Here is an 11,322-nt window from a genome sequence, read left to right as displayed (position 1 = left end):
CCAGTCCCCAGTCCCCAGTCCCCAGTCCCCAGTCCCCAGTCCCCAGTCCCCAGTCCCCAGTCCCCAGTCCCCAGTCCCCAGTCCCCAGTCCCCAGTCCCCACTTGACCCTAACCCGCTGAAACCTATACAATTCCGCTTCTGTCCACCCTCGACGGTTGGCGGGCATAAAATAACTACAGAAGAGGATTCACCATGTACGCAGTTGTAGTCACTGGCGGTAAGCAATACCGCGTGATGAAGGGCGAGACGCTCCGCGTCGAAAAGCTTGAGGCCGAAGCCGGCAACGAGATCACCCTCGACAACGTCCTGATGTTGGGCGATGGCGAAGGCGTCACTCTCGGCGACGCGCTCAAGAGCGCCAGCGTGACCGCCAAGGTCGTCGGCCACGGCCGCGCCGACAAGGTCCGCATCATCAAGTTCCGCCGCCGCAAGCACCACATGAAGCGCCAGGGTCACCGGCAGCATTACACCGAAATCGAAATCACCGGCATCAACAAGTAAGGAGAAGCAGTCATGGCACATAAAAAGGGCGTAGGCTCATCGCGCAACGGCCGCGACTCCAACCCGAAGATGCTGGGCGTGAAGGTCTATGGTGGGCAGGCGATCGACGCCGGCAACATCATCGTCCGTCAGCGCGGCACCCAGTTCCACCCGGGTACGGGCGTTGGCCTGGGCCGCGACCACACGCTGTTCGCGCTGGTCGACGGCAAGGTCGAGTTCTCGACCAAGGGCCCGAAGAAGCGCCGCACCGTGAGCGTCGTTACCGAGGCGTAAGTCCCCCGGTCCGCGCCGCACATTGGAAAGCCCCGCTTCGGCGGGGTTTTTCGTTGGGAAGCCGGGAATGGGGAATAGGGAATCGCAAGAGCGGTTTCCTGATATCTGCGCCATCACCGCAAGCCCGATAGACTTTCCGAACCCGGGCGAGCCGCTTTTCCCATTCCCGATTCTCGATTCCCCATTCCCGGCCTTATCCCATGAAACTCGTAGACGAAGCAGAAATCCAGGTTATCGCCGGCAATGGCGGCAACGGTTGCGTCGGCTTTCGCCGCGAGAAGTTCATTCCGTTGGGCGGGCCGGACGGCGGCGATGGCGGCAACGGCGGCAGCGTCTGGATCGTGGCCGACGAAAACCTCAACACGCTGGTCGATTTCCGCCACCAGAAGCAGTTCCGCGCCCAACGCGGCGAGAACGGCATGGGGCGGCAGATGTACGGCAAGGCCGGCGAAGATCTGACCATCACCGTGCCGGTCGGCACCGTCATCATCAACGTCGATACCGATGAGGTCATCGGCGATCTGACCCGGCACGGCGACCGCCTGCTGGTAGCCAAGGGCGGCAAGGGCGGCTTGGGCAACATGCATTTCAAGAGCTCGGTGACCCGCGCCCCGCGCAAGGCCACCCCTGGCGAAGAGGGCGAGCAGCGCCTGCTGAAGATGGAGCTCAAGCTGCTGGCCGATGTCGGCCTGCTGGGTTTCCCCAACGCCGGCAAGAGCACCTTCATCCGTGCGGTGTCGGCGGCTACGCCCAAGGTGGCCGACTACCCGTTCACCACGCTGTATCCCAATCTGGGCGTGGTCAGCGTGGAGGCGCACCGCAGCTTCGTCATCGCCGACATCCCCGGCCTGATCGAAGGCGCCGCCGACGGCGCCGGCCTGGGCGCGCAGTTCCTGCGCCACCTGCAGCGCACCCGCCTGCTGTTGCACCTGGTCGACATGGCGCCGGTCTCGGAGGAATACGCCGATACCGGCGTGGTGGCCTCGCCAGCCGAACAGGTCCGCGCCATCGAGCGCGAGCTGGCCAGGCACGATCCCGAACTGCTGCAGAAGCCGCGCTGGCTGCTGCTGAACAAGGCCGACCTGATGTTCGAGGACGAGGCCAGGGAACGCGCCGAAGCAATCATCGCCGAGCTGGGCTGGACCCAGCCCTGGTACATGATCTCGGCGATTTCCCGCGACGGCACCTGGCCGATCATGCAGGACGTGATGGCGTTCTTCGACCGTCAGAAGGAAGAGGCCGCGGAGGCGGGCGATGCGGGCTGAGCCCGTGCGTATCACCTGCCGTTCCGGTGATCTGTCCCTCCCCCTGCTTGCGGGGGGAGGCTGGGAGGGGGGCAGTGCTGGAGCCAGACTGTTCGCCAGGAACATGGAGAATCCAGCAGCACATCCCGCCTTCACTCGGAGCGCCACGCCCGAGATATTTTTTGGTTCTTCCCCCAGGTGCGGGGAACCTGCATGTGGGGGTGGAGAGCAGGCCAGGGATGGGCTGCGGCCCGACGCAAGGACACGACGTCGTCAGGAGGGCGGAGCGTCCCCCAGCCTGACGGCCCGACCCGACGCAGCGCGTCGGATGTTCGGATGGCCTGCGCGGCAGTGCCGCGCAGCCAGGCCATCCTTACCCCTTGCTAGCGGGGGAAGCGGCCGATTCCGGCGGGCAACAAAAGATTTCACGGGGAAATCTTTGACATCGCGCCTGCGACGGCCCGCAAGGGGGGCGGCCATGGATGGCGCCGCCACAAAAAACCCGGCCGGAGCCGGGTTATTTGGTCTTCCCGCCAATGCCTTCTCAGGCGGCCTGCAAGGCCTTGATGCGGGCGGTCAGCCGGCTCTTGTGGCGGGCAGCCTTGTTCTTGTGGATCAGGCCGCGCGAACTGTAGCGGTCCAGAATGGGTTGGGCAACGGCGAAGGCGGCTTGCGCACCGGCGGCGTCGTTGGCGTCAAGGGCCTTGAGCACTTTCTTGACGGCGGTGCGCAGCATCGAACGCTGACCTGCGTTGCGCGCATTGCGCACGACGGTCTGCTTGGCGCGCTTCTTGGCGGACTTGATATTGGCCACGATAGGTTCCTGAAAGCTGGGATGGAGAAAGGAATGACGGGAATAAGACAAAAAAGTATGGCCTATTCAGGGGCTTGCGTCAACCAGCCGGGTGCCGCCGGGAGCCTGGCGGCATGAGCGGAAACCGGCTGCTGCGCTCGTCGGCGATTTTCAGCGCGATGACCTTCATTTCGCGGGTCTCGGGCCTGGTCCGCGACCAGATTTACGCCATCGTGTTCGGCGCCAACCCGGCTATGGACGCCTTCATCGCCGCGTTTCGCATCCCCAACTTCATGCGTCGGCTGTCGGCCGAGGGCTCGTTTTCGATGGCCTTCGTGCCGGTGCTGGCCGAGTACAAGGAAAAGCACGGCCCGCAGGCGGTACGCGAACTGATCGACCGGGTCACCGGCACCCTGGCCGCAGCCCTGCTGGCCATGACCGCGGTCGTGGTGCTGGCGGCGCCTTGGCTGGCCAAGGTCATCGCCCCCGGTTTCCAGCTCGGCAACGGCAACGAGGAACTGTTTGTGCAGATGCTGCGCATCACGTTCCCGTATGCCTTGTTCATTTCGCTGGCCTCGCTGGTGGGCAGCATTCTCAACAGCTACCAGCGTTTTGCCATTCCGGCGCTGTCGCCGGTGCTGCTGAACCTGGCGATGATCGCCGCGGCGCTGGGACTGGCGCCGCATATGCGGCAGCCGGTCATGGCGCTGGCATGGGGGGTATTTGCCGCCGGCATTCTGCAGCTGCTGTTCCAGTTGCCCGCGCTGGCAAAACTGGGCCTGTTGCCACGGCCCAGGTGGGGTGCCGCCCACGCTGGCGTACGCAAGATCATGCGGTTGATGGTGCCGACGCTGTTCGGCTCGTCGGTGGTGCAGTTCAACCTGCTGTTCAACACGATGGCCGCTTCGCTGCTGATCGGCGGCAGCATGACCTGGCTGTACTACAGCGACCGGCTGCTGGAATTCCCGCTTGGCATGTTCGGCGTGGCCATCGGCGCGGTCATCCTGCCGCACCTGTCCAGCCGTCATGCGGCCACCGATCCGGAAGGCTTTTCGAAAGGCCTGGACTGGGGTTTCCGGCTGTGCCTGCTGATCGGCCTGCCGGCCTGCCTGGGGCTGATCCTGTGCGCCGAGCCCTTGCTGGCCACGTTGTTCCAGTACCGCGAGTTCACGGCGTTGGACACCCGTATGAGCAGTTGGAGCCTGATAGCGCAGGCGACCGCCGTACCTGCATTCCTGCTGGTCAAGGTGCTGGCGCCGGCGTTCTATTCGCGCCAGGACACGCGTACGCCGGTCAAGGCGGCGGTGGTGTCGGTGCTGGTCAACGCCGCCTTCACGCTGCTGTTCTTCGCCGGTTTGCTGCTGCTGACCGATGCGGGCCGCGCGGCGCTGGGTTCCGCGGCCGGCAACTATTGGGAAGCGCTGAAACAGCTGCCACCTGGCGCGCACGCCTTGCTTGCGCTGGCCATCGCCATCGCCGGCTGGACCAACGCGGCGCAACTGGCCTGGTATCTGCGCCGCGCCGGCGTCTATCGCAGGCAGCCCGGCTGGGGCCGGTTCCTGCGCCAGATTGGCCTGGCCACGCTGGCGATGACGCTGGTGGTAGCGGCGTTTCGCTGGGGCTGGCAGGACTGGACGCCGTGGCAGTGGTGGCAGCGCGGCTGGCGGCTGACGGCGATGGTCGGCGCCGGCGGAGTGGTGTACATGGCGCTGTTGTGGCTGCAGGGCGTCCGTCTGCGCCAGCTGCGCGGGCATTGAGATGCGGCGTCCCGGCTATACTTTGAAGGATTCCCTTGTCAGGACCGGCCGTCGCGGCTGGGTTCGAGCCCAATAACTCCATGAGCAGGCTGTTTCGTGACGTCGATGGCGGGCGGTTGTTCCCGCACGGTAGCGTAGTCTGCATCGGCGCCTTCGACGGTCTGCATACGGGCCATCGCGCGCTGGTGCGGCATGCGGTCGCGCGTGCGCAGGCGGCGGGGTTGCCGGCGGTGGCGCTGACCTTCGAGCCGCTGCCGCGCGAATTCTTCGCCCGCGACAACCCGCCGCCGCGGCTGACGCTGGCGCGGACCAAGGTGGAAGGCCTGCATGGATTGGGCGTGGAATCGGTGGGGCTGCTGCGTTTCAACGCGGCGTTGTCGGCGATGAGCGCCGAGGATTTCGTCAGCACGCTGCTGGTCGGCCGGCTGGGCGCGCGCGAGGTCTGGATTGGCCCGGATTTCCGCTTTGGCCACCGCCGCGGCGGCGACCTGGCGCTGCTGCAGGAGTTGGGGGTCAAACAGGGTTTCAGCGCCGCCGCGATCGAGCCGGTCCATCTGCACGATGAGCGGGTTTCCAGCACCCGTATCCGCGATGCGTTGCGCAGCGGCGATTTCAGCACCGCCGCGCGCCTGCTGGGACGGCCTTATGCGATCGACGGCCGGGTCGTGCGCGGCAAGCAGCTCGGCCGCATGCTGGGGTTTCCGACCGCCAACCTGCGCTTTCCGAAGACGCCGGCGTTGTCCGGCATCTACGCCACCTGGGTGCACGGCGTTGGCGATCGGCCCTGGCCGTCGGTATCCAGTTTCGGCACCCGTCCCACCGTGGATGGTGTCGAACCGCTGCTGGAAGCGCATCTGTTCGATTTCGACGGCGACCTGTACGGGCGCCATATCGAAGTCGAGTTCGTCGCCAAGCTGCGCGATGAATTGAAGTTTCCCGATCTGTCCAGCCTGACCGAACAGATGCAACGCGACGCCGAAACTGCACGGCGTCTTCTTTCCGCAGAAAAACGACGAGCGACGGCGTGACCCAGGATTACAAAGCCACCCTCAACCTGCCGGCCACGGATTTTCCGATGCGCGGCGATCTGCCCAAGCGCGAACCGGAAACCCTGGCGCGCTGGGAATCCGGCAACCTGTACGCGCAACTGCGCGACAACGCCAAGGGCCGCCCGCTGTTCGTGCTGCACGATGGCCCGCCGTACGCCAACGGTGCGATCCACCTGGGCCATGCGGTCAACAAGATCCTCAAGGACATCATCGTCAAGTCGAAGTACCTGGCCGGTTTCGATGCGCCGTACATCCCGGGCTGGGACTGCCACGGCCTGCCGATCGAAATCGCCATCGAGAAGAAGTACGGCAAGGTCGGAACCAAGCTGGATGCGGTGGAGTTCCGGCAGAAATGCCGCGAGTACGCCAACCAGCAGATCGACATCCAGCGCAAGGATTTCAAGCGCCTGGGCGTGCTCGGCGACTGGGACAATCCGTACAGGACGCTGGATTTCCGTTTCGAGGCCAATGAAATCCGTGCGCTGGCCAAGGTCATCGACAACGGCCACCTGACCCGCGGCGTCAAGCCGGTGCACTGGTGCTTCGATTGCGGCTCGGCGCTGGCCGAGGCCGAGATCGAATACCAGGACAAGGTGTCGCCGGCGGTGGATGTGGCGTACGCGGCGCGCGACAGCCAGGCGCTGGCGCGGATTTTTGGCGTGGAACTGCCGGATGGCGCCGATATCGCCGTGCCGATCTGGACCACCACGCCGTGGACGCTGCCGGCGTCGCTGGCGGTATCGCTGGGCGGCGATCTGGACTACGCCCTGGTCGAAGGGCCGCCGCACGAGGGCCGTCGCCGCTGGCTGGTACTGGCCGACGCGCTGGCAGCGCGCGCATTGCAGCGCTACGGCGTGCAGGAAGCGCTGGTGCATGCGCGCGTCAACGGCGCGGCGCTGGAGAACCAATTGCTGGCGCATCCGTTCTATGCCGAGCGCGATATTCCGGTCGTCATCGGCGACCATGTGTCGGCCGAGGACGGTACCGGCGCGGTCCATACCGCACCCGGCCATGGCCAGGACGACTATGTGGTGGGCAAGCAGTACGGCCTGCTCGACAAGTACACCGCGGCGCAGATCAACCCGGTCGACGGCCGCGGCGTCTATCTGCCTTCCACACCGCCGGCCAACGGTACCGAACTGGCCGGCCTGCACATCTGGAAGGCCAACGACGCCATCGTCGAGGTGCTGCGCGGCAATGGTTCGCTGCTGGCGTTCGCCAAGTTCGAACACAGCTATCCGCACTGCTGGCGGCACAAGACGCCCATCGCTTTCCGCGCCACGCCGCAGTGGTTCATTTCGATGGAACAGGCCAACCTGCGCGCCGATGCGCTGGAAGCGATCAAGCAGGTGGGCTGGTTCCCGCAATGGGGCCAGGCGCGCATCGCCGGCATGATCGAAGGCCGTCCGGATTGGACCATCTCGCGCCAGCGCACCTGGGGCGTGCCGATTGCGCTGTTCGTGCACCGCGAAACCGGCGAACCGCATCCGCGCAGCACCGAACTGATGCATGCGGTCGCCGACAGGGTGGAGCAGGGCGGCGTGGATGTCTGGTACACGCTGGATGCGGCCGAACTGCTGGGCGCCGAAGCCGCCGACTACGACAAGATCACCGACATCCTGGATGTCTGGTTCGATTCCGGCATCACCCACGAGACGGTGCTGCTGGAACGCGGCCTGGGCAAGCCGGCCGATCTGTATCTGGAAGGTTCGGACCAGCACCGCGGCTGGTTCCAGTCCTCGCTGCTGACCGGCGTGGCCATCGACAAGCGCGCGCCGTACCGGCAGTGCCTGACCCACGGCTTCACCGTGGACGAGCACGGCCGCAAGATGTCCAAGTCGCTGGGCAACGGCATCGAGCCGCAGGACATCATGAAGACCTTGGGCGCGGACATCCTGCGCCTGTGGATCGCCTCGGCCGACTACAGCAACGAGATGTCGCTGTCGCAGGAAATCCTCAAGCGCAACGCCGACGCCTACCGCCGGTTGCGCAACACCGCGCGCTTCCTGCTCGGCAATCTGCATGGTTTCGACCCGGCCGAGCATCTGCGCCCGCTGGAAGACATGGTGGTGCTGGACCGCTGGATCGTGCACCGGGCCTGGGAGGTGCAGCAGAAGATCGCCGCCGCCTACGAGCGCTACGATTTCGCCGAAATCGTGCAGGCATTGCTGAACTTCTGCAGCGTGGATCTGGGTTCGCTGTATCTGGATGTGACCAAGGACCGCCTGTACACGATGCGCGAGGATTCGCGCGGCCGCCGTTCGGCGCAAAGCGCGATGTATCGCATCGCCGAGGCGTTCACCCGCTGGATCGCGCCGGTGCTGAGCTTCACCGCCGATGAGATGTGGCAATACCTGCCCGGCGAACGCGTGGACAACGTGCTGTTCGCCACCTGGTACGACGGTCTTGCGCCGCTGCCTTCCGATGCCGTGCTGTCGGCGGCCGATTTCGACCGCCTGCTGGCGCTGCGCGAGCAGGTGTCCAAGGTGCTGGAGCCGATGCGCGCCAACGGCCAGATCGGCGCGGCGCTGGAAGCGGAAATCGCGGTGTCGGTCAATGCATCGACGGCGGCCCGCTGGCAGCCGCTGGCCGAGGAACTTCGCTTCCTCTTCATCAGCGGCGACGTGACGATCACGGCCGTGGATTCGGACGAGATGTTCGTACTGGCGCAGCCCACCCGCAAGAGCAAGTGCGTGCGCTGCTGGCACCATCGCGACGATGTGGGAGCGCATGCCGGGCATCCGGAACTGTGCGGCCGCTGCGTCAGCAACGTGGAAGGGCCGGGAGAAGACCGCAAGTGGTTCTAGGCTTTTCCTTCTCCCCTGCAAGGCCATTCTCATGCCCCAACACCCAAAACCCAACGCGCTGATCTGGCTGGTCCTGTCGATTCTGGTGATTGCCCTGGACCAATGGAGCAAGGCCTGGGTACTGAGCGATCTGCCCGAATACACCGCCATCCCGGTCATCGAAGGCTTCTGGAACTGGTACCGCACCTACAACACCGGTGCCGCGTTCAGCTTCCTGAGCGATGCCGGCGGCTGGCAGATCTGGTTCTTCACCGCGCTGGCGGTAGGCATCAGCGGCCTGCTGGGCTTCTGGCTGTCGCGCACCGCCCGCGCCGACTGGCGGCAGGCGCTGCCTTACTCGCTGGTCATCGGCGGGGCGCTGGGCAATGTCATCGACCGCCTCATCCATGGCCATGTCATCGATTTCATCCAGTGGCACTGGCGCGACTACTACTGGCCGGCGTTCAACCTGGCCGATTCGGCCATCGTTGGCGGCGCCATCGGCATCGCGCTGTTCGGCCTGCTGGGCGGCAAACCGCGCCAGGCGGAGTAGAATCGCCGCATGCAAGTCCTGCTCGCCAATCCCCGCGGTTTCTGCGCCGGCGTCGACCGCGCCATCGAGATCGTCAAGCGTGCCATCGAAACGCTGGGCGCGCCCATCTACGTGCGCCATGAAGTGGTCCACAACCGTTTCGTCGTGGACGATCTGAAAGAGCGCGGCGCGGTATTCGTCGAGGAACTGGATGAAGTGCCCGATGGCGCAACCGTGATCTTCAGCGCGCATGGCGTTTCGCAGGCCGTGCGCCAGGAGGCGGAGCGGCGTGGCCTGAAGGTGTTCGACGCCACCTGCCCGCTGGTGACCAAGGTCCATTTCGAAGTGGCGCGCCATTGCCGCGCCGGCCGCGACGTGGTGCTGATCGGCCATGCCGGCCACCCGGAGGTGGAAGGCACGATGGGGCAGTGGAGCGCCGAAGGCGGCCGCGGGAGCATCTACCTGGTCGAGGACATCGAACAGGTCGCAACGCTGGAGGTCGGGCAACCTGAGAATCTTGCCTACACCACCCAGACCACGCTGTCGGTGGACGATACCGTCGGCATCATCCAGGCGCTGCAGGCCAGGTACCCGAAGATGCAGGGGCCCAAGAACGACGACATCTGCTACGCCACCCAGAACCGCCAGGATGCCGTGCGCGATCTCGCCAGGCAGTGCGATCTGGTGCTGGTGGTCGGCTCGCCCAACAGCTCCAATTCCAACCGCCTGCGCGAACTGGCCGAGCGCGATGGCGTGGAGTCCTACCTGATCGACGGCGCGCAGGAAATCGACCCGGCCTGGATTGAAGGCAAGCGCCAGATCGGCGTCACCGCCGGCGCCTCGGCCCCGGACGTGCTGATAGACGGCGTGATCGCCCGCCTGCGCGAACTCGGCGCCAACGCCGTAGGGGAACTGGAAGGCGAGCCGGAAAACATGGTCTTCGCGCTACCCAAGGAACTGCGGTTGCAGCTGGTCAATTGACCGGCCTGCGCCAGACCCCTAAAATTGCCGGCTCCGCCGGAATAGCTCAGTTGGTAGAGCGGCGCATTCGTAATGCGTAGGTCGCAGGTTCGACTCCTGTTTCCGGCACCAATTAAATCAAGGGGTTGCGACGCTTAACGGCTCGCAACTTTTTTTATTTTCGCCACTGGGTAACAACCGGGTAACATTTTCGAAAGCGAAGTGCCCCTCGCATGCCCCTGCAGGTAGGTGGGACGAATGCGCCCATCTGGGCTACAGTGAGGCTGGTTCTGGGGAGAATCGACCATGGATGCATTGTTTGGAAGCAGCAACCCCGCGGGTCTGCTGGGCGGGGCATTCGGTCTGTTCGTGATTCTGTTTCTCTTGGTGCTCGGGATTCTGTGGTTCGTTCTGCCGTTCGCCGTGTTCGGCATCAAGCCGCTGCTGCGCCAGCTGATCGTCGAACAGAAGCGCACGAACGAAGTGCTGACGCGAATCTCCCAGCAGATCCATCCCATCGCCACAACTATCATAGATCGAGCGCCGCGGGCGGAACCTCCGCCGCCCACTTCTCCGCCAGCGCCGGAACCGCCGGCAGACTCCCGTACGCTGGGAGAGATCATGAAGGGCCCGTAGCGCCAGTAGCGAGACTTGCAGGTGAACACAATTTGGAGGGTGCTTCGATGCCCCTCGCGTTACCTTCAGCGAGAGCGCTTTCCTAAGAGTGGGGTCTTCATGCACAGAGTTTGGTCGCGTGTCTTTGTCGTTGCCTGCTGCCTGCTGCTAACGGGGTGCATTGGAACCTCCAGCAAGGTCGCCCGGGCCAACTCCAGCCAAGTCGGAACAAAGCTCTGGTACACCATCGAGAATCCCGGCGGGATGACTCCCGAGGGGCTGGCGGTGGTGCGCGGCCAACTGGATTCCCGCTTCATCCTGGTACGGGCAACCGACGGGGCACCTGACGCCGTGCATGTGCTGATCACGGTTACGCGCTATCGGATGCGCCACGGTGCGGTGCGGGCGACCGTAGGGCTCATGGCCGGCAAAGACACGGTGCTGAGCACAGTGCAGGTGCTGGACCCAGCCACCGGGCAGGAGTTGGGCCGACTGGAGGTAGCGTCCAGCAACGCAACCGCCGTCGGATCGGCTGGCGGCCTACTCCGTGGCCATGCGGACGAGATCGCTGACTTTGTACTGGGAGGCGCACCGGCGGCACCCACGACACCTACCGGCGCCTCACGCCAGTCAGGCGAAATGAAGTGGAAACCCAAGCCTACGCGATAGGCACGATTGCGGCGTGTGCAGGTTCGGCATGACTATCAAGTCCATGGGGCGGAGGCCAGCAGCAGCCGGCCGAATATCGCCGCAGCCCGGTCGGCAACATCCCATTCCATAATCATCCGGCCGGCCGGAGCGGCTTCACGTT

11 protein-coding genes and 1 tRNA gene are annotated in these 11,322 nt (G+C 65.1%); 11 read left to right on the top strand and 1 reads right to left on the bottom strand.

The window, feature by feature from the left end; all coding sequences use genetic code 11:
- Positions 1–193: 193 nt before the first annotated feature.
- From rplU to obgE, 3 genes are all read left to right on the top strand, one after another.
- On the top strand, positions 194–502 hold the full coding sequence (rplU, locus tag CRO39_RS14060; protein WP_097122570.1) for a 50S ribosomal protein L21: 309 nt from the start codon (positions 194–196) through the stop codon (positions 500–502).
- Between the two features lie 12 nt (positions 503–514).
- On the top strand, positions 515–775 hold the full coding sequence (gene rpmA, locus CRO39_RS14055; protein WP_097122569.1) for a 50S ribosomal protein L27: 261 nt from the start codon (positions 515–517) through the stop codon (positions 773–775).
- Positions 776–975: 200 nt separating this feature from the next.
- Positions 976–2,040 carry a GTPase ObgE gene (gene obgE / locus CRO39_RS14050; RefSeq protein WP_097122568.1) on the top strand — a complete coding sequence of 355 codons (1,065 nt, stop codon included), beginning with the start codon at positions 976–978 and terminating at the stop codon, positions 2,038–2,040.
- A gap of 523 nt (positions 2,041–2,563) precedes the next feature.
- On the opposite strand, the gene rpsT is transcribed toward obgE, so the two are convergent.
- Positions 2,564–2,833: a 30S ribosomal protein S20 gene (rpsT, locus tag CRO39_RS14045; RefSeq protein ID WP_097122567.1), complete on the bottom strand. Its 270-nt coding sequence runs from the start codon at positions 2,831–2,833 to the stop codon at positions 2,564–2,566.
- Between the two features lie 113 nt (positions 2,834–2,946).
- On the opposite strand from rpsT, the gene murJ reads away from it, so the two are divergent.
- The 8 genes from murJ (at position 2,947) to CRO39_RS21400 (ending at position 11,180) form a co-directional block, all read left to right on the top strand.
- The gene (murJ, locus tag CRO39_RS14040) at positions 2,947–4,569 is read left to right on the top strand and encodes a murein biosynthesis integral membrane protein MurJ (protein ID WP_097122566.1); all 1,623 of its coding nucleotides are present in this window, start codon (positions 2,947–2,949) and stop codon (positions 4,567–4,569) included.
- Between the two features lie 80 nt (positions 4,570–4,649).
- A complete protein-coding gene (locus CRO39_RS14035) occupies positions 4,650–5,597 on the top strand; it encodes a bifunctional riboflavin kinase/FAD synthetase (protein WP_097122565.1) in 948 nt (315 codons plus the stop codon).
- Positions 5,594–8,425 (top strand): isoleucine--tRNA ligase, encoded by a 2,832-nt coding sequence (gene ileS / locus CRO39_RS14030; RefSeq protein WP_097122564.1) that lies wholly within the window; start codon positions 5,594–5,596, stop codon positions 8,423–8,425. Before CRO39_RS14035 ends, ileS begins: the two co-directional genes overlap by 4 nt.
- 31 nt (positions 8,426–8,456) lie before the next feature.
- The gene (gene lspA, locus CRO39_RS14025) at positions 8,457–8,957 is read left to right on the top strand and encodes a signal peptidase II (RefSeq protein WP_097122563.1); all 501 of its coding nucleotides are present in this window, start codon (positions 8,457–8,459) and stop codon (positions 8,955–8,957) included.
- A 9-nt stretch (positions 8,958–8,966) separates the two neighbouring features.
- Positions 8,967–9,917, top strand: a complete 951-nt coding sequence (gene ispH, locus CRO39_RS14020; RefSeq protein ID WP_097122562.1) for a 4-hydroxy-3-methylbut-2-enyl diphosphate reductase — start codon at positions 8,967–8,969, stop codon at positions 9,915–9,917.
- A 35-nt stretch (positions 9,918–9,952) separates the two neighbouring features.
- Positions 9,953–10,028, top strand: a tRNA-Thr gene (locus CRO39_RS14015).
- Positions 10,029–10,202: 174 nt separating this feature from the next.
- Positions 10,203–10,532: a hypothetical protein gene (locus CRO39_RS14010; protein ID WP_097122561.1), complete on the top strand. Its 330-nt coding sequence runs from the start codon at positions 10,203–10,205 to the stop codon at positions 10,530–10,532.
- Positions 10,533–10,631: 99 nt separating this feature from the next.
- Entirely contained in the window at positions 10,632–11,180 is a 549-nt protein-coding gene (locus CRO39_RS21400; RefSeq protein ID WP_097122560.1) for a DUF4410 domain-containing protein, read from the top strand.
- Positions 11,181–11,322 lie beyond the last annotated feature (142 nt).

Origin of the sequence: Pseudoxanthomonas wuyuanensis, from assembly GCF_900215535.1 — a bacterium.
Lineage (GTDB): Bacteria > Pseudomonadota > Gammaproteobacteria > Xanthomonadales > Xanthomonadaceae > Pseudoxanthomonas_A > Pseudoxanthomonas_A wuyuanensis.
The sequence above is the reverse complement of the archived record's forward strand: the minus strand, read 5'-3'. Positions and strand labels throughout refer to the sequence as shown.

Bases quoted from the DNA above. Each gene is read 5' to 3' on its own strand.
- rplU (WP_097122570.1), top strand. From the start codon at position 194: ATGTACGCAGTTGTAGTCACTGGCGGTAAGCAATACCGCGTGATGAAG.
- rpmA (WP_097122569.1), top strand. From the start codon at position 515: ATGGCACATAAAAAGGGCGTAGGCTCATCGCGCAACGGCCGCGACTCC.
- obgE (WP_097122568.1), top strand. From the start codon at position 976: ATGAAACTCGTAGACGAAGCAGAAATCCAGGTTATCGCCGGCAATGGC.
- murJ (WP_097122566.1), top strand. From the start codon at position 2,947: ATGAGCGGAAACCGGCTGCTGCGCTCGTCGGCGATTTTCAGCGCGATG.
- CRO39_RS14035 (WP_097122565.1), top strand. From the start codon at position 4,650: ATGAGCAGGCTGTTTCGTGACGTCGATGGCGGGCGGTTGTTCCCGCAC.
- lspA (WP_097122563.1), top strand. From the start codon at position 8,457: ATGCCCCAACACCCAAAACCCAACGCGCTGATCTGGCTGGTCCTGTCG.
- ispH (WP_097122562.1), top strand. From the start codon at position 8,967: ATGCAAGTCCTGCTCGCCAATCCCCGCGGTTTCTGCGCCGGCGTCGAC.
- CRO39_RS14010 (WP_097122561.1), top strand. From the start codon at position 10,203: ATGGATGCATTGTTTGGAAGCAGCAACCCCGCGGGTCTGCTGGGCGGG.
- CRO39_RS21400 (WP_097122560.1), top strand. From the start codon at position 10,632: ATGCACAGAGTTTGGTCGCGTGTCTTTGTCGTTGCCTGCTGCCTGCTG.